This is a genomic window from Reichenbachiella sp., from assembly GCF_039969095.1.
Taxonomy (GTDB): domain Bacteria; phylum Bacteroidota; class Bacteroidia; order Cytophagales; family Cyclobacteriaceae; genus Reichenbachiella.
Genome location: NZ_JBDVOL010000003.1, coordinates 37279 through 60216, shown reverse-complemented (window position 1 = coordinate 60216; position 22938 = coordinate 37279). Strand labels below are relative to the sequence as shown.

The following is a 22938-nucleotide window of genomic DNA, read 5'->3' as shown; positions in this document are numbered from 1 at the left end:
TGTTAGTCTTCGCTTTCGTCTTCTTCTGGTGCTGGTGGAATCTTCAGACCCGACAATAGGTCTTCCATCTTTTGGGCATTTTCTTGAGTGTTATCTATATAGAAATTGAGGTCAGGCACGACCCTGACTTGTTTCCCAATCTTCAGCCCCAAAGCCTTCCTGATTTCGCTCTTCTTGGATTTTATTAATTCAAGAAAGGCTGGCTCGTCATCTACCATCATCAAGCTTATGAATATCTTGGCAAAACTAAGATCAGGACTGACCTCTACATCCGTGATTGTAATGAAAGCTTTGCCAAACCAATGTCTGGTATCTCTTTGGAATAATTCGCTCAGGTCTTTTTGAATTAACCCTGCGTACTTCAGTTGTCTTGTGCTACTCATATCTCTCGGCAAATATCCCGATTAATTTATATTATATTTTAATAAAACCTTATTTTCGTCGCCATTGAGTCTTTCAAATTTTTATAAATGAGGTATCTGCATCTTAGACTGCTCATAAAATTTAACTTTGCGGGCTCATAGGAATTATATCAAGACAAATGCAATAAGCCTTGCTCACATTTTTCAAAACCAATGATCCTTACCGCTTAGTCGGTGTATTTCTCTTGCTCTTAGTAATTCGAGTGCCACTATTTATTTCAGGTGTACCTATGATATTACCTGAATTGAATTGGCTATTGATAGGGGAAAGACTTTCTTCTGGAGATTTTACTATGTATCAAGATGTGTGGGATTATACAGCACCTCTGTCCGTATTTGTTTACAAATGGCTATTTTTCTTATTCGGTAAAACTAGAATACCATATTTTACTCTCTCTGTTTTTCTTGTAGTCATTCAAGCAGGTATTTTCAATAATGTGATGCTTCGCAATAAGGCATATAACAGTAGCACCTATGTGCCCGCTCTGATCTATATGATCTTTATGAATGCGTTTTTTGATTTTCTGACGCTGTCTCCTGTTTTGCTCAGTATGACATTTGTACTGTTGGCTATGAACAACTTATTCAAGCGTATGGACAATCAGACCAAAGATGAGCTTTTTATATTTACAGGTGTTTATTTAGGGGTTGCAACCTTGTTTTTCCTTCCTTCTTTTTGGTTTTTTGTTGTCACCATTCTTTCCTTGGTACTCTACACGGGCTCTATCTTGAGGCGAATGATGCTTCTAATTTATGGATACGTTTTAGTCCTTGGTTTAGCAGGAATGTATTTTTTCTGGTTTGATGATTTCTCCATTTTCCTCCATCATGTGTTCAAATCGTTATGGGTTATAGAAACCATAAAATATTTGAATTGGACTGAATTGACTATTACCACCTCGATCCCTTTATTGATATTTATAGCTTCCATTTATAAAGTGCGTCAACTCGGGAAATACATTAATTTTCAAGAGAAAATTCAGCAGGTGATGTTGATGTTTTTTCTTTCAGGGTTTTTAGCCTTGATGATGGCTAGGGAGGTGTCCACCTATCAATTGATCTTTTTTGTACCTACTGTGGCATTTTTTGTTACGCACTATTTACTACTTATTAAACATTGGATTTTCGCAGAATTGAGTGTAGGAATTGTGGTGATATTGATCATGTTCAATCATTTACTTTTTTCTAATAAATGGTTTCATGTGGATCAGTTTGTGAGCTACGAAAGCATAATGATCCAGGACAGCAATTATGAAAAATTGGTGAAAAACAAAAAAATATTGGTTTTAGGGGATGAACTACATCACTATAAAAATGCATCACTAGCTACTCCATATCTCAATTGGCGATTAAGCCAGATACAATTACAACAATTGAACTATTACGACAATAGCGCTGAAGTATTTGTGAATTTCAATAAAGATTTACCTGAAGTCATCATAGACAAAGAACAATCCATGATGGAGTTGTTGAAAATCATGCCAACTATTGCCTCGCAGTATATTCACCACGAGGGCTATCCGGAAATCTATTTACTCAAAGAGTAGCGGGAGGTTAACAAGAAATCTTGTTCACTCTGTTTTGATGTCTGCCACCTTCAAAATCGGTAGTTACAAAAGCTGATGCCATTTCTTTTGCTACATCTAGAGAAACGAATCTTGCAGGAATTGCTATCACATTAGCATTGTTGTGTTGTTTAGCCAATTCGGCCAAATCTTTATTCCAACACAATGCTGCTCGAATGTCTTGGTGCTTATTGGCAGTCATAGCCACACCATTACCACTGCCGCAAATTAAAATACCAAGGTCATTTTCTGATTTTTCGATAGAGATAGCCAAAGGATGCACATGATCAGGGTAATCTACAGAATCAGTGGAGTTTGGGCCGAAATCCTGAACGGTATGTCCTTCCGATTCTAGCATGGATATAAGTTCTTTTTTGTATTCGAATCCGGCGTGATCTCCTCCTATGGCTATTTTCATGATTTTGGGTTTTGATTATAAATTTAATCTAAATCTCTTATTATTTTCTTGTAGGTCCTATTGGAAATCGCAATGCTAAATTGGTACAATCCAATCAATGGAATGGCGATCAAAATCTGACTAAAAGGATCTGGCGGAGTAAGCATAGCACCTAATAAGAAGATGGCTACGATCCCATGCTTTCTATAGCTTTTCATGATATCTGGCGTAAGCAATCCCGCTTTTGTTAAAAAGTAAACCACCATGGGAAGCTGAAAAAGCAATCCACAGGCCAATACCAGCGTGGTAACAGTGGACACGTAAGAAACGATATCAAACTCATTCAAAATCGATGGATCCAATTGGTAGTTGGCCAGAAAATTTACTGAAAGCGGAGTCAGAATAAGGTATCCAAAAAGCACTCCAATGGTAAACAACAGGCTCACATAGAATACGGCACCACGAGCCACTCGTTTTTCTTTGATGTATAGCCCAGGGCTAATGAATCTCCATATTTCCCAAAAGGCATAAGGAAATGCAGCGATGATACCTACCGCAAAAGAAGAGGTGATGTGCATAGTAAACTGACCAGTCATCTGCCTGCTTTGGATGATAAAAGGGAGTTTGTCAATGCAAAGTGCCTCTATTTGAATAAGATCGCCGATAGCGCAAAGTTGCTGATAAGTCCAAAAGTCTACTCTTGAAGGCCCAAGGATCAACGTCCCAAAGACAAATTCTTTTGAAACAAATGCTGCAATTGTAAATACACTAATAGCTATGAAAGCACGTATGATGTGCCATCTCAATTCTTCAAGATGATCCAAAAAGGACATCTCATTTTGTTCTACCAAGTGCTGTTGATCCGGGGGCAGTTGCTGCATGAATTTATACTAGAGAATCTAAATGCTTGTATAACGGAAAGTCAGCCATCCAGTTATTGACTTGTCCTCTCACTGCGGTTAGGTTCTCATCGTTTTCAGGATCCATCAAAACGGTATCGATCAAATCCACGATTTTACTCATGTCTGCTTCTTTCATGCCACGAGTGGTGACTGCCGCAGAGCCTATTCTGATGCCCGAAGTTACAAATGGAGATTTGTCATCGAATGGCACCATGTTTTTGTTCACCGTGATATCAGCTTTAACTAAAGCATTTTCAGCCAATTTACCAGTCAAGTCTTTAGACCTTAAGTCAATCAATGCACAGTGGTTGTCTGTACCACCTGAGATTACGTGATACCCTTTGCTCATGAAAGCTTCAGCCAATGCACTACCGTTTTTCTGTACTTGAACGATGTAGTTCATATAATCGTCTGATAGGGCTTCTCCAAAAGCGATAGCTTTAGCCGCAATAATATGTTCTAATGGGCCACCTTGAGTGCCTGGAAATACACCAGAGTCCAACAAAGCAGTCATTTTTCTTAATTCACCTTTTGGATTTTTTAGTCCAAACGGATTTTCAAAATCTTCTCTCATCAAGATCATACCACCTCTTGGTCCTCTTAGGGTCTTGTGAGTGGTGGTGGTAATGATGTGACAGTATTCTAATGGATCGTTTAGCAATCCTCTTGCGATCAAACCTGCTGGGTGAGAAACGTCTGCCAACAGAATAGCACCGACTTCGTCAGCCACTTCTCTGAATTTCGCGTAGTCCCAATCCCTGCTGTAAGCAGAAGCACCACAAATGATCATTTTTGGTTTCTCCTTCTTAGCCACTTCTTCGAGTTGATCGTAATCGATTAGACCTGTTTCTTTATTTACACCATAGAAATGTGGTTCATACAGTTTTCCTGAAAAGTTCACATGAGAACCATGCGTCAGGTGACCTCCATGCGAAAGGTCAAATCCTAATATTTTATCTCCAGGTTTTAAGCAAGCTAGCATTACCGCAGCATTGGCTTGTGCTCCAGAATGAGGCTGAACGTTGGCCCATGTAGCTCCAAACAGTTCTTTGGCTCTTTCGATGGCAATGTTTTCGGTCTGGTCAACCACCTCACATCCACCGTAATATCTTTTGGCTGGCAATCCTTCGGCATATTTATTGGTCAATACACTTCCAGCGGCTTCCATCACTTGAGCGGAAACGAAATTTTCCGATGCAATCAATTCTAAGCCATTTTCTTGGCGTTGTCTTTCCTTTTCGATTAAGTCAAAAACTTGTTGGTCTCTCTGCATGATTTATGAATTTCTTTGAGGCGCAAAAATACGAGAAGGCACCATTTAAACAAAGAAAACCCATACGGTGAAGAAGAAAATTATAAGATTGGGAAAATATGAATTGAAAAATGGAAATATCGTATGATTCTTATGATTTGAACAACCAAAATTGTGATATATTCCTTATATTTTCGGACTATTTGAAAGGTCTTACTTGTATTTTTCCATAAACTAGCGCGGTTTCGAATAATATAAAACTTAACCTGATCAGGCAAAATGACCTGAAGTGCACAAGTCAATGAGTGAGATAGATATTCACAAAAGCTTACTTAGCGTAGTTAAACACCCAATTTTCAGAATTGACAAACTTGGGGTGATATTGGAATGTCATATTCACAAAGATTTTGACGCATTACCATTTTCAGGAGATTTGAAAGGTAGAAACATCAACGAATTTGAATTTTTACCTAACGGTATAGATGTAGTCAAGTATTGTTTGGATAATCAAAAATCTGAAGTAACCTATTTTTCGGTTCCGGCATCTGAGGGTGATGGGAAATATTTTGAAGTAGAAATAGAACCTTCCTCAGCCAATGAAGTTTTGGCTGTAGTCAAAGAAATCACGAATAGAAAAAAGAGAGAAGCCGAACTCATCCAGTATTACAACTTGATACAAGACATTTATCAAGGTACAGCTTCTTCGACAGGCCATGCCTTTTTAGATCATCTGACACGCCAGTTTTGCAAGGCTTTTAATGGAGACTTTTCTTTCATTGCTTTGTTTGGAAAGGAAGGGTTGAGCACCGTTTCATTTTCTACCCACAGCGAGATGCTTGAACAAGAAACATTTGATGTCAAAGGGTCTCCTTTTGAGCATTTGCATCAACAAGAAATCATAAGTATCCCAGCAGATTGTCAACTGGTGTATCCAGCGTTTAAGCCCTTTAAAAAATATGATGTTCAAGGACTGATTGGGATACCATTGTATGATCCAGATCATCTGGAACGACCCGCTGGATTGATGTGTGTCTTTTTTCAAAAGTACTATCATACGTTTCAGCATTATGATAAAATATTACGAATATTCTCAACACGAGCCTCTACAGAGCTTGATAGAATAAAACGAACGAAACAACTCGAAAGCAGCGAAGAAAAATTCAAAGCATTGTATCACAATACGCCCGCCTTATTCAATTCTGTAGATGCAGAAGGAAAAATCACAGATGTAGGGGATTACTTTTTAGAAGTGACAGGTTATACGAGGGAAGAAGTGATTGGCAAAATGGCGATTGATTTTTTGACACCGGAGTCCATGAATTTTGGCATATCAAAAGTATTCCCTGAATATGTTAAAACTGGGTACTGTAAAGATGTGCCTTTTCAGTTTGTAAAGAAAAATGGGGAAATCATGGATGTGTTGTTTTCATCTGTGGTGGTAAAGAATAAAGAGGGTCATTTTGAAAAATCACTAACCAGTCTTCAGGATGTCACAGAAATAAATAAAAGGCGAAGGGATATTATTAGGAGTGAGTCTCGGGTTTCGGATGACGCTCAACGACTACAGTCATTATTTGACCATTCGCCAGTTGGTATCATCATTCATTCAAAAGGTGTTATAAAAAAAGTGAATGCTGAAGCCATCAGGCTAACTAAAGCTAAATCTGCTAATCAGATTTTGGGGAAAAGTCCGATGGATTTTATTCATCCAGATTCTCATGAAGTGGCAAGCCAACGTATTCACAACATTTACACGAAGAAAACTGCACATAAAAATGAGCAAAAGTTTATTTGTTTGGACGGGAGTGTCATTTGGATTGAAGCGATGGGAACATTGATTTCCTTTGAGGGCGAACCAGCAGTGCAAATTGCCATTTATGATATAACGGAAAGAAAACAAGCCCAGCAGAAAGTGTTAGAAAATGAAAAAAACCTTAAGCAGCTCAATGCACATCTGACCCGGCAAAATCAACAATTAGAAGAGTTTGCACACATTGCATCGCACAATCTGAGAGCTCCTATTACCAACATGATGTCACTCATTCAAATCAAGGAAGGAGATCAAGATGCAGCAACCGAAAAGTTTGTTTGGGAAAATTTAAAAAAAGGAGTAGCGAACCTTGATGAAACCATCGTTGAGCTCAATGAAGTAGTCAAAACCTCTTGGGAGTTAGATAAAAGGAAAAGAAAAATTCGATTGTCTGGAGTTCTGAATAAAATTACGGCAAGTATAAAAAATGATTTAATAGAATCAGGGGGTGTGATTGAAAGTGACTTTTCAGCATTTGATGAGATTACATACCCAAAAGTCTATATTGAAAGTATTTTGATTAACTTGATTACTAATGGATTGAAATATGCTGATCCAAAAAGGCAGCCCGTGATTCAAATTAAAACTACTTTACTGAACGGGATAAAAAGTCTTGAGGTAAAGGACAATGGTTTAGGTATTGATTTGAATAAATTTGGAGCCAAAATATTTGGCCTTAGAAAAACCTTTCATAATCATCCTGAAGCAAGAGGTGTAGGGCTCTTTATTACTAAGGCGCAAGTGGAGTCCATGGGAGGAAATATTAGAGTTGAGAGCGAAATGGGTGAAGGATCAAATTTTATTATTAATTTTGGAGAAGCTTAAACCCAAACCATACATAACCAGCTAAAAAGTAGCGCTTGATTTTAGGAATTGTTGTAAATGAGCGAGAAAAAGAAAATTGCCGTAATAGATGATGATGAAGTTTTTCAACTGATCATCAAAAAGCAAATCGAGATGAAAAATATCGAATGCGATATCCTGAACTTTTATAACGGTCAGGAGGCTATCGATTTTTTCAAAAAATTGGAGGCAGAAGGAACCAATGGCAACGCACCAGATTTGGTGATGCTAGACGTAAATATGCCTGTCAAAGATGGCTGGGGCTTCTTAGAAGACTATGCCCATATCTCCCAAGACATTAAAAGTAAGATTAGTTTGTATATGGTGACTTCTTCTGTCATTCAGTCTGATATAGATCGTGCAGGAGATAATCAGGACATCGTAGGATTTGTGAGTAAGCCACTTACCAATGAAAAGCTAGAGGAGATCTTCTCATAAGCTTAATCATACATTTTTTTCCTTTTGTAATAATTGTCATGAGACGAACACTAATGAATGTTCGGTTGAATTTCTGTGCCCAGCTCAGAGTAGTTATTTTTAGACTAACAAATCAACAATCTCTAAACGGAAACCTTTACTCTTTATGAAACTCGAAATTAAAAACCTATCAAAAACCTATTCTAATGGTGTTCAGGCGCTCAAGAATGTGAATCTTGAAATTAACACTGGAATGTTTGGTCTTTTAGGACCAAATGGAGCTGGTAAATCTAGCCTGATGAGAACATTGGCCACTTTACAAGAACCAGATACAGGTTCGATCACCTTTGGTGACATTGATGTACTCAAACAAAAGGAAGACGTTAGGAAAATTTTAGGCTACTTACCACAAGAGTTTGGGGTCTATCCAAAAATATCCGCTGAAGTACTATTGGATCACCTTGCAGTCTTAAAAGGAGTTACTAATAGAAGCGAAAGAAAAGAACTGGTCAACTCCTTATTGCATAAAACTAATTTGTACGATGCTCGAAAGAAAAATCTGGGCGGTTATTCTGGAGGAATGAAGCAGCGATTTGGCATTGCCCAAGCCTTGCTTTGTGACCCTAAGTTGATCATTGTTGATGAACCAACCGCTGGACTAGATCCTGCAGAACGTAATAGGTTTCATAATCTCCTGAGCGAACTAGGAGAAAATACAGTTGTGATTCTGTCCACACACATAGTGGATGATGTGAAGGAACTGTGCACTGATATGGCGATTATCAATAAAGGAGAAGTGCTCTTGAAAGGCAATCCAATAGCGTCAATAGATACTATAAAAGGTAAAATCTGGAGAAAGGTGATTGAAAAAGTCGAGCTAGAAGATTACAAAGCAAACTACAAGGTTGTATCAGAAAAACTAATTTCAGGAAAACCAATCATTCATGTGTTTGCAGATAGCATACCTGATGCCTCTTTTGAAAACGTAGCTGCTGATTTAGAAGATGTGTACTTCGCTCAGATCTTTGGCAACGAACAAGAAGTGGTTCAAGAAGTAGCTGCGGTTTAATTATTTCGGGTTTAAACTTTAAAGAGATGTTTTTTGAAATATTCAAATTCGAATTAAAGTACCGGTCGAAGCGACCAGCTACTTATATCTATTTCGGTATCCTATTTCTGATGGGCTTTTTAGCCATGACCACTGACATTGTTCAAGCAGGAGGAGCCAATGCTATGGTAAAAGAAAATGCGCCAGCAGTTCTAGCTACCATGACGATGAATATGTTTCTAATCGTCATGTTCATGGCTTCTGCTGTGATGGGCGTAGCTGTATTGAGAGATTTTGAGCACAAAACAGAATCGCTCATGTTTAGTAATCCCATAAAGAAACGCGATTATCTATTTGGAAGATTTGCTGGATCATTTGTAGTAATGATTTTTATAGCCAGTGGCTTATCCATTGGGTTTATGTTGGGCGAATTTTGGCCTGGAATAGGCACTTGGTGGCCAGGTCGTGAAGTTGATAAACTTTTACCCTTTGATGCTTGGTACTACTGGCAGCCATTTTTTGTGGTGATTGTTCCAAATATATTTTTTACAGGAGTACTATTTTTTGCGAGTGGAACGCTGTCAAGAAATATGCTTGCGGTTTATACACAAGGTATTGGCTTCTTTGTACTCTACAGAATCGCTCGAAACTTTACTGGTGATTTGGATAATAAACTAACAGCTGCCATAGTAGATCCAATGGCGTCGAGTACCGTTCGGTACATGACACAGTATTGGACGGTTTCTGAACAAAATTCATTATTACTCCCACTTGAAGGTGCATTTTTATGGAATCGAATCCTATGGATTTCATTGGGTATCATTGGGTTGATAGTGACTTATTATGGCTTTAATTTCAATGTGGTTAGAACGCCATGGTTTAGCCGAAAGAAAAAAGAAAGTGTCCAAAGAGAGGAGAAAGCAGTACAAGTAGAGATTCCCAAAGTATCTCGTCAATTTGGGTTTGGTGCAGTTTTAAAACAGCTCTTCAAGCAAACCATATTCTATTTCAAGGTGGTAACTAAAGAAGTTACTTTTTTAGGGATTGTTCTTAGTGGGTTAGCCTTAATATTTATCAGTTCGACAAACATGAATCGGATGTACGGGGCTAATACGTATGCGAGCACCTACGCAGTATTAGAATTGATCAGCGGGTCGTTTAATATCTTTTTCGTGATCATCGTAGTTTTCTTTTCTGGAGAACTGATTTGGAAGGAGCGAGCAGTCAAGATGGACTTGATTTATGACTCTATGCCTGTTACTGATGCCACGAATTTACTTAGTAAGTTTTTTGCTATGCTAATGGTGTACGCTGTACTGATCGTGACTCTGATATTTTCTGGACTCGTCGTTCAGACCGCCAAAGGGTATTATGATTATGAGATAGGGTTGTATTTTACTGATCTATTTTCGTCCACATTTACATTTTTAGCAATATTTACTATGCTTTCCTTTTTTATTCACGTCATGGTGAATAATAAATTCTTAGGACACGCGGTCATTATTTTATTCTTTATCACAATAGGCATTTTATCTTCTATAGGACTAGAGCACAGCTTATTTCAGTTTGGTTCTGCTGATCTAGGGACTTATTCTGACATGAATGGATATGGTCATTATGTGACATCATTTTCATGGATGGACTTGTATTGGTTTGGTTTTTCGTGTTTGCTGATGGCTATGGCTATGTTTTTTGCGGTTAGAGGTTCGGAATCTCTTTTGAGTACAAGATTCAAAATCGGTAAGCTGAGACTTACAAAACCAGTAGTGACATTCATTATTAGTTCTTTGATGATTTTTGGTTTGTCTGGCTGCTATATTTATTATAACACCAATGTGTTGAATGAATATCAGAATAGTGATGAGCAAGAAGAGCAGCAGGCGGCATATGAAAAAACTTTGAAGCAGTATGTCACTCTGACTCAACCGAAGATTGTGGATATCAATTTGAACGTTGATATCTATCCTGAATCAAGGGATTTTATTGCCAAAGGCTATTATATCATCACCAATAAGTCTAAGGAAGTGATATCAGATGTACATATTCAAGCTGGTGCTGATCAAAGTCTAAAAATAGCTGCCTTAGATTTTGAAGGAGGAGCAGAGGTTAAGGAGTCGTTTGACGATTTTAAGTACACTATATATTCATTGAATAACCCCATGAATCCAGGAGATTCCATAAAGATGGATTGGACAGTAGAATTCAAGACTGTAGGTTTTGTGGAGAGTGGTTCCAATACCAATGTGGTCTACAATGGTACCTTTTTCAACAATACCATGCTTCCGTCTTTTGGATACAACGAGCGATATGAGTTGACGGATATTGACAAGAGAAAAGAACAGGATTTGCCAGAGAAGGAGAAAATGCTTGAAAGAGACGATCCGAGAGGACTGGCTATGTCATTGCTTACGGACGATGCTGATCGCGTCAATTTTGAAATTATAATGAGTACGACTCCTGATCAAATCGCTATTGCTCCTGGTTATCTGCAAGACCAATGGACTAAAGATGGAAGAAGGTATTTCCATTATAAAATGGATAAGCCTATTCTACCTTTCTTTTCCATGATCTCGGCGCGCTACGAGGTGATGAGAGATATTTGGGTGAGCGCAGAAGGTGACTCGGTTGATTTAGAAATCTACTATCACAAAGGCCACGAATACAATTTGGATCGAATGATGAGATCGATGAAAAAATCGTTTGATTACTTCAGTACTCATTATAGCCCGTACCAATACGACCAAATGCGGATTATGGAGTTTCCGAGATATTCTTCGTTTGCTCAATCTTTTGCTAATACGGTTCCATTTTCTGAAGGAATTGGATTTAATCTGAAAATAGAGGAGGATGATGTGGACATGGCATACTACGTTACGGCACACGAATTGGCACACCAGTGGTGGGCGCATCAGGTCACTGAGGCCAGAGTACAGGGCAATGCCATGCTTTCCGAGACGATGTCGCAGTATTCTGCCCTGATGGTGATGAAGCAGGAGTATTCTCCAGAGATGATGCAAAAGTTTCTAAAGCATGAATTGGATAGATATTTAAGAGGAAGAAGATCAGAAACCTTGCAAGAACGACCATTGGATTTGGTAGAAGGACAGGGATACATTCATTATCGAAAGGGTTCTGTGATTATGTATGCTTTTCAAGACTATATTTCTGAGGACAGTGTGAACGCTGCGTTGAAGAGATTCATTGCAGATTATGCCTATCAGGAGAATCCTTATGTGACTTCAAATATGCTAGTCAACTATTTCAGAGAAGTAACACCTGACAGCCTTCAGTACATCATTGATGATATGTTTGAAAACATCACGTTGTTCGAAAACAAAGCCAAAACAGTGAATTTCAAAAAAGTTAGTGATGACAAATTCGAATTGAATCTAACTTATGAGGCTAAAAAGCTCAGAGCAGACAGCTTAGGCAATACGTCCGAGATCGAGATGCAAGACTGGGTGGATATTGGTGTTTTTGGGAAACCAACGGATGGCGAAAAAGACCGATTGATTTACTTGCAAAAACACAAAATAACAGCAGGAGAAACGACGATTCAAATTCTGTTGGATGAAGAACCTGTGAAAGCAGGAATAGACCCAATCAATAAATTGATTGACCGAAACCCAGACGATAATGTGAAATCAGCCAACGAAATGGTTGATAGTTAGAAAAGATTAAAGGAGCTGAAAGGCTCCTTTTTTATTCCTCCCTTTCAAAGTATAAAGTATAGAAATTCTGCTTTCGGTTTTCATCAAAGCCTCGCTCAATATTATTCCGATTGCCATGCACATAGACATGAAAACTCTTGTCAAGTTTGATCACAGAACGGATAAAACGCTTCGTGTTTTTGATGGCGGGTTTAGAGATGTCGAAATGCTCTAGATTGAGTTCTGGTTGTTCGACTTGTTTCTTTTCTTGGAAGTTTTCAAAATGCTCTATTAATTCAGGCGCTTGCAGCACGGTTTCTTGATAGTCAGATTGGTCAAATTGATCATTGGCTTTTATATAGTCGATGGACTCATTGACAAAGGCTATTTTTTCCGTTTTAGTCTGACCTGCAAAGGCTTCCTGAGCAAACTCTTGCATATTGTTGATGATATTTTGCGTATGGAAATATTCATCATTAAACGGCTCAACACCTAAAAAGTCCTTTTGCCAATATTGAGCATTGCCTGACTTATTAGTTTTGTCCACCATCATGGTTTGATAGCCATTCTCTTCATCTGTATTGAAAATGATAAGCCCTTTGTCCAGTTTATTGATACTAATACCTTCCTCACTACTAATATCAAATACACCGCCATGACCCATGATTTTGATATAAGTGTCTTTATTTTCTACTTTGAAAATGCCAACGGCATCTGTCACTTCATCTCCCAGCACACAGTCCTCAAAATATGTGACCATGACATCACCGTCTTTGATGTTTTGATTTCTGGAATGCGCATAAAGGTGTTTGGCTATTTCAATGGACTTTTCATGCAGGTGATTGGGCGAATCAAATATGGCCTTCACAAAGCTATAAACTTCATTGTATTCAAGTGAAGTCTCATGCGCAAATCGAAATCGTTCTTCAGCTTTGAATGACTTGAAAAAATACTTGACCAAAAGTTGATTGAGATCTTTATCTGGAATATTTAGTGATTGGGTGGAACTGATCAAACCATCATCTTCTGTGATTTTATGAATCGCCAATGACTTGAGTACAACTTCTGAAGAAATGTCCATAGAATTATTAAAATTAAAAGCAAACTCAAAATACTACGTATTCAAGTTTAATTCCAAATTGGAAATTGGGATTACTTTAAATAGGCGCCTGACTTGATATCTGCCAACCATTGTCGATTCTCCAAATACCAGTCTACCGTTTTTTCTAAACCTTCTTCGAATTGCAGGGATGGTTTCCAGTGAAGTTCTTTGGATATTTTGGTGGAATCGATGGCGTACCTGTGGTCATGACCTGCACGATCTGTAACGAAAGTTATGAGTGATTCACAGCTTCCAGATTTACGATCCAGTTTCTTGTCCATGATTTGACAAAGTAACCGTACAAGGTCTATGTTTTTCCATTCATTAAACCCGCCAATGTTGTACGTCTCTCCAGCAATACCTTTATGAAAAACGACATCTATGGCAGTTACATGATCATGTACAAACAGCCAGTCTCGAATATTTTCACCTTTCCCATAAACTGGCAAAGGTTTTTTGTCGATTATATTTTGGATACAAAGAGGAATCAGCTTTTCAGGAAATTGATTCGGACCATAGTTGTTCGAGCAATTAGAAATTACAATGGGCAATTTATAAGTATTGCTGTAGGCTCTTACAAAATGATCGGAACTGGCTTTGGATGCAGAATAAGGTGATTGGGGATCGTATGCTGTGGTCTCATAGAAAAAGGCTCCGTCATCAAGCGAACCATATACCTCATCTGTTGAGATATGATAGAAGAGCCTGTTAGAAAAATCATCAGCCCAATATTCACGACATACATTAAGAAGATTAACAGTTCCTATAATATTTGTGTGGACAAATGCCAAAGGGTCTTCGATCGATCGATCGACATGCGATTCGGCAGCCAGATGAATGACACTGTCAAATTGGTGTTTTTTGAAGAGTTTTTGAATTAAATCTTGACTACAAATATCTCCTTTGACAAAGCTGTAATTTTTGGCGCCTTTAATCTCAGAAAGATTGTTGGGGTTGCCAGCATAAGTGAGTTTGTCCAGATTGACAATCTCATAATTTGGGTATTGGCGAACAAAATATTTTACCACATGTGAACCTATGAATCCAGCACCGCCAGTGATTAATATTTTTCTCTTCATCAATTAACTTCTAATGATTGTTGCCAGTTCCAGGCATCTAAAAGTGCCTGTTCTAAGCTTATAACTGCCTCCCAGCCGAGCAATTCTTTTGATTTGGAGGCATCAGCATATACTGCCTCTACATCTCCACTTCTTCGATCTCCAATTGAATAGTTAAGTTTTTTACCGCTCACCTTTTCGAATGCATTAATTAGTTCTAATACAGTGTTGCCATTTCCAGTTCCAATGTTTACGGTTTCACAGATGCCTTCGTTTTTATTCAACAAAAACTCTAATGCTTTGATATGGGCTTTAGCCAAATCTGTTACGTGAATGAAGTCTCTTACACAACTACCATCTTTGGTATTGTAATCATCACCAAATACAGTTAGACTATTTCTGTGACCTGCTGCGGTTTGTGTGATAAATGGAACCAAATTACTTGGTACTCCCAAAGGAAGTTCTCCAATCAACGATGTCTCATGTGCTCCAATAGGGTTGAAATATCTAAGTAATATGGATTTGAATGTAGAATCAGCTATTGATAAATCTTGTATGATTCTTTCACAAACAATTTTTGTAGTACCATATGGAGATTCAGCCGTCTTTATTTTAGCAGATTCATCAACAGGCAATGAATCAGGCGTGCCATATACTGTACAGGAAGATGAAAAAACGAGATTCAAGCAATTGTGTTTTTTCGACGCCTCTAGAATTGAGGTTAATCCACCTAGGTTGTTGTTGTAATATTTTAGAGGTTCTAAAACTGACTCTCCAACAGCTTTGCTTGCTGCGAAATGAATAATCCCATGAATTGATTCATTCGAAAATATAGTATCTAGAAGCTGTTCATCACGGCAATCTCCATTGTAGAAGGATACAGTTTGATTAGCAATTTTCTCTATTCTATCTTTTATCCAAATTTCTGAATTACTAAGATTGTCAAGTATCACAGGATTGAAACCTGAATTCATTAATTCCACACATGTATGTGAACCAATAAATCCAAGCCCTCCTGTTACAAGAATATTTTTCATTATTAACTTTTGATTGTAGCTCGTCCTATGCTGTGATAGGTGTAACCTAATTCTTTCATGGTTTCTGTGTTGTATAGATTTCTACCATCAAAAATAAGTTTACTCTTAAGCGTATTGTCCAATTTGCTAAAGTCAGGCGTTCGAAATACTGGCCACTCTGTCATAATAAGTAATGCATCGGCACCATTGGCTGCGTCGTATTCGTCGTCACAAAACTCAATTTGATCCCCGAAGACCTCTTTTACATTTTCCATAGCTTCTGGGTCATAAGTTTTAATCTTAGCTCCAGCAGCTAACAATTCTTTGATGTTCAACAAAGAAGGAGCCTCTCTTATGTCATCCGTATATGGTTTGAATGCTAATCCCCAAACAGCAAAAGTTTTTCCAGATAAATCTCCATTGTAATGAGTTTTGATCCTTTCGATCAATTTCATTTTCTGAGATTCATTTTTATTCATGACTGCTGTAAGAATTTCGAAGTCATAATTCACTTCTTTGGCAGATTTAGCAAGAGCTTGTACATCTTTAGGGAAGCAACTTCCACCATAACCGATTCCAGCAAACAAGAATCGCTTGCCAATTCGAGAATCAGTTCCTACTCCTTTTCTCACTGCATCTACATCCGCGCCAACTAATTCGCACATGTTGGCGATTTCATTCATGAATGTAATTTTGGTGGCTAGAAATGAATTTGCAGCGTATTTGGTTAATTCAGCTGACTTCTCATCCATAACAATGATTGGATTTCCTTGTCTTACTAATGGAGCGTACAAATCATCCATGATTTTTTTGGCTCTATCAGAAGAGGTACCTATGACCACTCGGTCGGGCTTCATGAAATCATCCAATGCAACACCTTCCCTTAAAAATTCTGGGTTAGATACTACATCGAAATCCACTTTGGCGCCTTTTTGGATGTTGGCGGCTACTTTTTCAGCAGTACCTACAGGTACAGTACTTTTATCGACGATTACTGCATAATCCTTTAGTAAAGGCCCAAGATCTTTAGCAACACCTAAAATGTATTTTAAATCTGCTGATCCATCTTCACCAGGAGGTGTTGGAAGTGCTAAGAAAATGATCTTAGCTCCTTCAATTCCTTCGGCTAGGTTTGTAGTAAATTCTAGTCTTCCTTGTTTGATATTTCTTTCGAAAAGTAAATCAAGACCTGGTTCATAAATAGGCATGATTTTATTCTTAAGTTTTTCAACTTTTTTCTCATCAATATCTATACAAGTGACATGATTTCCTGTTTCTGCGAAACATGTTCCTGTTACCAAACCAACATAACCAGTTCCAACTACAGCAATCTTCATATTCTAAGTAATTTTTTTAAAGGCGCAAATCTAAAGTGAATGAGATTAAAATCCAGAGCCATTTTGATAATTATATGTAAAAGAAAAGCTAATTATTCTTTCACCTAGATATATAATCTTAGAGATGAAAATAAAATTTCGCACAACTTTATTCCTTCCTGGAAGTATAAATAGCGAAAAAATATTTTAATATTGCCTTTAATTATTGATAACCAACGAGATAAGATGAAAAATATTAGCGAAAATACGCCAGAACTAGTAGCTGAAAACTGCCAAATGATCAAGGATATGGTAAATGATTTCTGTGAAAAGGAAATTAAGCCAAATATTATGAAGTGGGATGAAAGTCAGGAGTTTCCAGTTCCTCTTTTCAAGAAACTAGGTGAACTTGGATTGATGGGAGTGCTAGTCCCTCAAGAGTACGGTGGATCAGGGTTTGGTTATCATGAATACGTTACGGTTGTTTCTGAGATAGCCAAAGTATGTGGGTCAATTGGATTGTCAGTAGCTGCACACAATTCATTATGTACCGGTCATATTATGCAATTCGGAAATGAAGAGCAAAAACAAAGATGGTTACCAAAATTGGCTACTGGTGAATGGATTGGGGCTTGGGGATTGACCGAACCAAATACAGGATCTGATGCAGGCAACATGAAAACTACAGCAATAAAAGATGGAGATCATTGGGTGATTAATGGAACGAAGAATTTCATAACTCATGGAATCTCAGGAGATGTAGCTGTGGTAATGACTAGAACTGGAGAGCCAGGCGATTCTCACGGCATGACAGCTTTTGTAGTAGAAAGAGGAACCCCTGGATTTACTGGCGGCAAGAAAGAAGATAAATTAGGGATGCGTGCATCTGAAACTGCTGAAATGATATTTGATGATTGTAGAGTGCCAGCGGAAAATTTGTTGGGTAAAGTGGGAGAAGGGTTTGTTCAGGCATTGAAAATATTGGATGGTGGAAGAATTTCAATCGCAGCTCTTGGATTAGGAATTGCTCAAGGAGCTTTAGATGCTGCAGTGGCTTATTCGCAAGAAAGACAGCAATTCAATCAATCAATATCGAAATTTCAAGGCATCTCATTTAAGATAGCTGACATGGCCACTCAAGTAATGGCCTCTAGGTTATTAATTAAAGAAGCTGCCGAATTGAAAAATCAAGGTAAAAGTGTGAATAGAGAATCTGCTATGGCTAAGTTGCATTCGTCAGAAACGGCTGTCAGTGTGTCTAACGACGCAGTTCAAGTATTCGGTGGATATGGGTATGTAAAAGACTTTCCAGTAGAGAAATTTTATCGGGATTCTAAGCTTTGCACGATTGGAGAAGGTACTTCTGAAATACAAAAACTGGTGATCGCAAGAACCTTGTTTGATAAGTAGAATAAATAATTTAAGATAATTATAGAATGGGGTTGTGAATTAAAGACAAGTGTCATAAATTTGCAGCCCGTTTAAAAAAATAGAAGATAATGTTAATTATTAACGTAAAGGAAAACGAGTCGGTTGATAGAGCACTTAAAAGGTTCAAAAAGAAGTTTGAAAAAACTGGTGTTTTGAAGCAATTGAGATCAAGAACAGCCTTCAAAAAACCTTCTGTAGCCAGAAGAGAAGAGTTGATCAAAGCGGCTTACAAGCAAAAAATGTACGCTAAAGAAAACTACTAATATCAGTAGTTTTTGTGCTTGGTTTTTTATAAGTTAGTATAGCCTTATACCAAGGTTATACTAATGATAAAACCATTTCTAAAATACCTCCTGCAAGAAAAAAGATACAGTTCTCACACTGTAAAGGCCTATGAAACTGATCTTCTTCAGTTTCAAGATTACTTGGAATGTATTGATTTAGAACTTACTCCTCAAGAAGCAAATCACAAAATGCTCCGTGCTTGGGTAGTTTCATTAATTGAGGCAGACGTTAACCCCCGATCTGTCAATAGAAAGATTGCGTCCCTTCGATCTTATTTCAAATTTCTACTCAAGCGAGAAGTAATAGCTGAAAATCCAGCAACCAAACTTCGTCCATTGAAAACAGCTAAGGCCTTGCCAGAGTTTGTGCTCAAAGACGAAATGGACAACCTATTAGATCGAGTGGAATTCACAAACGATTTTGAAGGTACACGAGATAAATTGATCATAGAATTACTCTATGGCACAGGCATTCGGTTGTCAGAATTGATCCATCTTAAAGACCAAGACGTCGATCATTTTAATCAAAGCATTAAAGTATTAGGTAAAAGAAATAAAGAAAGAATTATTCCTTTGACTTTAGACAACATACAGCTCATTGAAGCGTATGGAAAAATAAAGGATCAGGTGGGATCAAGCGAGGACTGGTTGCTCACTACTGACAAAGGAAAAAAGTGCTACCCAATGATGGTGTATAGAATCGTACAGAAATATTTGGGATACATTTCTAAAGTGTATAAGAAGAGTCCTCATGTGCTTAGGCATACCTATGCCACACATTTATTGAACAATGGTGCAGATCTCAATGCGGTTAAAGATTTACTGGGTCATTCCAGTTTGGCTGCCACTCAGGTTTATACGCACAATTCTTTGGATAAGCTGAAGTCAGTTTTTGATCAGGCGCACCCAAAGGCTTAAATTATTTTTTAACATTAAATATTAATCTTATGAAGTTACAGTTTCATTCCCTTCATTTTGACGTAGATCAAAAATTAGTTGATTTCATTCAGAAGAAAGTTGACAAATTAGAGACGTTTTATGATAGGATCATTGACGGAGAGGTAATCTTGAAAGTTGAAAAGGACGATTCAAGAGATAATAAGATCGTAGAGATTAAATTGAATATACCTGGTGGTCAGGTGTTTTCTAAGGAGCAGGCAAAGTCATTTGAAGCTGGAACTGATGAGGCAGTAGAGTCCCTCAGAAGACAACTCAAAAAGAGAAAAGAAAAATTGATGGCTCATTAGTGGAGCTCATTAAATTCATTAAAACCCGATTCATCGAATCGGGTTTTTTTATGCCCAAAATAAAACCCTTTTATATTGTTTACGTTTAGGAATTTTATTATTTAATTTACATTTAGTAATTAAATACAAATTATATTCAAAAAATGAAAAAGTATCAACTGGGAGAGTTTGAAGAAATCGTTTTGTTGACAGTAGCGGTTTTGTTTGATGACGCTTATGGTGTGTCTATTCGGAAAGAAATAGAACAAAAAATGAATAGAAAAGTGAGTGTGAGTGCATTGCAAACTGCCTTAAGACGCATGGAATCAAAAGGATTTTTAAATTCAAGATTTGGTGAGGCCACAGCTGTACGAGGAGGAAAAAGAAAGCGGCTATTCTTGGTGACACCTTTTGGCAAGGAAGCTTTGGAGCATGCAAAAGATACTAGAATAAAACTTTGGGAGTCAATTCCTTCTATTGCATTTGACTTTGGTAAATAATGGCTGGAGCACGCAATGACACTCCCCCAATTCGTGCGACGAAATTCTTAAGATGGTTTTGTAAACATGAATATTACGAAGACATTCAAGGTGACTTGGAAGAAGAATTTCATTATTTGGCAGCGGACTCGACGATTGCAAGAGCCAAAAAGTGGTATCGATGGCAGATAATAAAATTATTCAAACCATCGATGATGAAAAAAGTAAAAGGTCAACAAGAATTAGAAACTCAAAATACTATGTTTAAAAATCATCTAAAAATTGGGGTTAGAAATTTGTGGAAATACAAATCTGGCACCATCATCAACACACTCGGATTGGCGCTTGGCCTAGCCGCATTTTTTCTCATAGCGTTATTTGTGAAAGATGAGTTGAGTTATGATAAACACCATGAATTTGCTAATCAGATCCATCGAGTAACCGTAGAAAACTTTAGCATGGATGGTGAACTCAGTAGGCATTGGGCATTTGCTTCTGCTGGTCATGCTGAGCGCCTGAAAGAGGATTATTCAGCCATTTCTCATGCGGTAAGGTTCTTTCTCTGGGCTTTTCCGGATATAGATTATCAAGAAAAGAAACTACCTAGCCAGCAAGTAGTTTTTGCGGATGACGACGTATTCGATGTATTTAGCTTTCCTTTTATCCAAGGAAACAAAGAAGAGGCATTTCGAGAAGTATTTTCGCTGGTATTGACAGAATCTACGGCCGTAAGAATTTTTGGTGAGGACTGGGAAAAACAAAATATCATCGGAGAGACTGTAAAACTTACAGCGGAAGGAAATGAAGCACCATTTAAAGTGAGTGGAGTGATTGAAGATATGCCACAGCAGCAACATTTCCAATTTGAATACCTGGCTCCAATGCGTTTTTTGGAAGGTTTTTTCGATGAAGATGCGATGAATAATGTAGGGGGAAATTATAACTGGCTCACTTACGTGCGATTAGAACCTGGGACAGATGTTCAAGCCCTTGAGTTTCAATCAAAAGAGTTTTTCAATAAGTATATGGGAGAAATAAGAGGTCGAGATGCCAGTGAATTTTATGGATTCAAATTTCAACCGCTATTGAGCATTCATCTAAATTCTAACCTAGAGGGAGAAATACAACCAAACGGAAGTTTACAGCAAGTCTACATTTTTAGCATTGTAGGACTGCTGCTGCTATTGGTTGCGTGTGTGAACTATATGAATTTAGCTACTTCACATTTCTCAAGAAGAATGAAAGAAGTTGGGGTACGCAAAGTGATCGGTGCTGGGCAGTCTTCTTTATTGGCACAATTCCTTACTGAATCTACTTTGATTACAGTTTTATCAATTCCTCTGGCAATTGGTTGTGTATATATGGGACTTCCATATATCAACTCCTTTATGAACAAAGAACTGATTTTTTCTCTCACGAGTAATTTTGAGTTGATTCTATCAGTTTGCGGACTGGCCATAGGAGTAGGTTTGATTTCTGGATTGTATCCCGCTCTATTTCTCTCACGAGTAAAGTTGTTAAAAGCGCTAAAGGGTGAATCTACTATCAAATCATCCCGTTGGAATTTCAGAAATTGGCTAGTTACTTTCCAATATGTCGTAACCATTTCGTTGATTTTTGCACTACTTGTCATTGATGGTCAAATGAAATTTATTCAATCATCTGACCCTGGATATACCCGTAGCCAAGTGTTGGATCTGGGTCTATCAAGAAAGGTGAGTAATCTTGATAGATTAAAAAGAGAACTGCTTGAACATCCTAACATTGAGAGAGGCTCATATTCTTCGAGGATACCAACAGGACGATTAGCGGACAATTGGGGCTCTCAATTTTATAAAGCAGATTCTTTGGTGCCAACCGATTTTAGAATGCCCTGTATTATGGTTGATGAAGATTTTATCCCTACCTATGACATCACTCTAATAGCTGGAAAAAATTTCGAAGAAGGAATGGACATGCAAAAAGATTCAACAGGCTACTACATTATCAATCGAAGCGCAGCTGCAGCTATGGGTTATCCTGATCCCGTTGAAATTATAGGAGAAAAGCTGGCATATGGCCCATATAATGGTAAAAATTTGGGCATGGGAAGAATTCTTGGAGTGGTGGAAGACTTTCATTTTGAATCGTTGCATAGCGAAATTGTGCCGATGGTTATGCTCAAAACCAACGATAATCTTAGAGAGTTGTCTTTGAAGATTAAAGCAGAAGACATACAAACTACCTTGGAGTTTATTGAAGGTGTATGGACCCAGCATGATGCTGAAAACCCAGCTCGATATCAATTTGTAGATGAGTTGTTTGATCAGCAGTATCAACAAGAGGAAAGGTTGGCAACTATGATCAAAGTATTTGCTGTGATTGCCATTTTTATAGGTTGTCTTGGGCTCATCGGAATGGTCGGTTTTATTATCGAAACAAAAACGAAAGAAATTGGAATCAGAAAAGCATTAGGGGCATCAATAACTAATATTTTATACATCATCAGCAATCAATTTTTCATCCTTATTGGGCTGGCATTTTTGTTAGCACTCCCAGTATCATATTGGCTAATGAATGATTGGCTCTTGGGTTTTGAATATCGAATGACAATTTCAATTGTACTGATTTTGATGCCATTGTTCCTGACGTGCTTGTTTACCATGATCACATTGGGTATGCAAACCATGAAAGCCGCCATGTCGAATCCAGTCGATAGTCTGAAGGATGAATGATAGCTA

19 protein-coding genes are annotated in these 22938 nt (G+C 37.8%); 11 read left to right on the top strand and 8 right to left on the bottom strand.

Annotation, left to right across the window (positions count from 1 at the left end; genetic code table 11):
- Positions 1-2: 2 nt before the first annotated feature.
- A complete protein-coding gene (locus tag ABJH98_RS00260; RefSeq protein ID WP_348305615.1) occupies positions 3-383 on the bottom strand; it encodes a ribosome-binding factor A in 381 nt (126 codons plus the stop codon).
- Between the two features lie 170 nt (positions 384-553).
- Here ABJH98_RS00260 and ABJH98_RS00255 point away from each other — a divergent pair, with 170 nt between their 5' ends.
- Complete coding sequence (locus tag ABJH98_RS00255; RefSeq protein WP_348305614.1) at positions 554-1969, top strand: hypothetical protein; 1416 nt, start codon at positions 554-556, stop codon at positions 1967-1969.
- 7 nt (positions 1970-1976) lie between these two features.
- Here the strand turns inward: ABJH98_RS00255 and rpiB are convergent, their stop codons facing one another.
- From rpiB to glyA, 3 genes are read right to left on the bottom strand one after another with little or no spacing between them, the layout of a single operon-like run.
- Positions 1977-2405 (bottom strand): ribose 5-phosphate isomerase B, encoded by a 429-nt coding sequence (rpiB, locus tag ABJH98_RS00250; protein WP_348305613.1) that lies wholly within the window; start codon positions 2403-2405, stop codon positions 1977-1979.
- Between the two features lie 23 nt (positions 2406-2428).
- Positions 2429-3265, bottom strand: a complete 837-nt coding sequence (tatC, locus tag ABJH98_RS00245; protein ID WP_348305612.1) for a twin-arginine translocase subunit TatC — start codon at positions 3263-3265, stop codon at positions 2429-2431.
- A gap of 4 nt (positions 3266-3269) precedes the next feature.
- The gene (glyA, locus tag ABJH98_RS00240; RefSeq protein ID WP_348305611.1) at positions 3270-4559 is read right to left on the bottom strand and encodes a serine hydroxymethyltransferase; all 1290 of its coding nucleotides are present in this window, start codon (positions 4557-4559) and stop codon (positions 3270-3272) included.
- Positions 4560-4839: 280 nt separating this feature from the next.
- Here glyA and ABJH98_RS00235 point away from each other — a divergent pair, with 280 nt between their 5' ends.
- From ABJH98_RS00235 to ABJH98_RS00220, 4 genes are all read left to right on the top strand, one after another.
- Positions 4840-7173 (top strand): PAS domain S-box protein, encoded by a 2334-nt coding sequence (locus tag ABJH98_RS00235; RefSeq protein ID WP_348305610.1) that lies wholly within the window; start codon positions 4840-4842, stop codon positions 7171-7173.
- Positions 7174-7230: 57 nt separating this feature from the next.
- The gene (locus tag ABJH98_RS00230) at positions 7231-7629 is read left to right on the top strand and encodes a response regulator (protein ID WP_348305609.1); all 399 of its coding nucleotides are present in this window, start codon (positions 7231-7233) and stop codon (positions 7627-7629) included.
- A 145-nt stretch (positions 7630-7774) separates the two neighbouring features.
- Positions 7775-8677, top strand: a complete 903-nt coding sequence (locus ABJH98_RS00225; protein ID WP_348305608.1) for an ABC transporter ATP-binding protein — start codon at positions 7775-7777, stop codon at positions 8675-8677.
- 26 nt (positions 8678-8703) lie between these two features.
- The gene (locus tag ABJH98_RS00220; protein WP_348305607.1) at positions 8704-12327 is read left to right on the top strand and encodes a M1 family aminopeptidase; all 3624 of its coding nucleotides are present in this window, start codon (positions 8704-8706) and stop codon (positions 12325-12327) included.
- Between the two features lie 31 nt (positions 12328-12358).
- Here the strand turns inward: ABJH98_RS00220 and ABJH98_RS00215 are convergent, their stop codons facing one another.
- The 4 genes from ABJH98_RS00215 to ABJH98_RS00200 form a co-directional block, all read right to left on the bottom strand.
- Positions 12359-13387 (bottom strand): nucleoid-associated protein, encoded by a 1029-nt coding sequence (locus ABJH98_RS00215; protein WP_348305606.1) that lies wholly within the window; start codon positions 13385-13387, stop codon positions 12359-12361.
- Between the two features lie 71 nt (positions 13388-13458).
- On the bottom strand, positions 13459-14487 hold the full coding sequence (gene rfbB, locus ABJH98_RS00210; protein WP_348305605.1) for a dTDP-glucose 4,6-dehydratase: 1029 nt from the start codon (positions 14485-14487) through the stop codon (positions 13459-13461).
- Positions 14487-15503 carry a UDP-glucose 4-epimerase GalE gene (gene galE / locus ABJH98_RS00205; protein ID WP_348305604.1) on the bottom strand — a complete coding sequence of 339 codons (1017 nt, stop codon included), beginning with the start codon at positions 15501-15503 and terminating at the stop codon, positions 14487-14489. Before galE ends, rfbB begins: the two co-directional genes overlap by 1 nt.
- Positions 15504-15505: 2 nt before the next feature.
- Positions 15506-16819 (bottom strand): UDP-glucose/GDP-mannose dehydrogenase family protein, encoded by a 1314-nt coding sequence (locus tag ABJH98_RS00200; RefSeq protein WP_348305603.1) that lies wholly within the window; start codon positions 16817-16819, stop codon positions 15506-15508.
- A 225-nt stretch (positions 16820-17044) separates the two neighbouring features.
- On the opposite strand from ABJH98_RS00200, the gene ABJH98_RS00195 reads away from it, so the two are divergent.
- The 6 genes from ABJH98_RS00195 (at position 17045) to ABJH98_RS00170 (ending at position 22932) form a co-directional block, all read left to right on the top strand.
- A complete protein-coding gene (locus tag ABJH98_RS00195) occupies positions 17045-18208 on the top strand; it encodes an acyl-CoA dehydrogenase (RefSeq protein ID WP_348305602.1) in 1164 nt (387 codons plus the stop codon).
- Between the two features lie 89 nt (positions 18209-18297).
- Positions 18298-18492 (top strand): 30S ribosomal protein S21, encoded by a 195-nt coding sequence (rpsU, locus tag ABJH98_RS00190; RefSeq protein WP_084373465.1) that lies wholly within the window; start codon positions 18298-18300, stop codon positions 18490-18492.
- Between the two features lie 63 nt (positions 18493-18555).
- A complete protein-coding gene (locus ABJH98_RS00185; RefSeq protein ID WP_348305601.1) occupies positions 18556-19431 on the top strand; it encodes a tyrosine-type recombinase/integrase in 876 nt (291 codons plus the stop codon).
- 29 nt (positions 19432-19460) lie between these two features.
- Positions 19461-19760, top strand: coding sequence for a ribosome-associated translation inhibitor RaiA (raiA, locus tag ABJH98_RS00180; RefSeq protein ID WP_348305600.1), 300 nt, complete (start codon positions 19461-19463; stop codon positions 19758-19760).
- Positions 19761-19903: 143 nt separating this feature from the next.
- Positions 19904-20239, top strand: a complete 336-nt coding sequence (locus ABJH98_RS00175; protein WP_348305599.1) for a PadR family transcriptional regulator — start codon at positions 19904-19906, stop codon at positions 20237-20239.
- Entirely contained in the window at positions 20239-22932 is a 2694-nt protein-coding gene (locus tag ABJH98_RS00170; RefSeq protein ID WP_348305598.1) for an FtsX-like permease family protein, read from the top strand. The genes ABJH98_RS00175 and ABJH98_RS00170 overlap by 1 nt, the downstream gene beginning before the upstream one ends.
- Positions 22933-22938 lie beyond the last annotated feature (6 nt).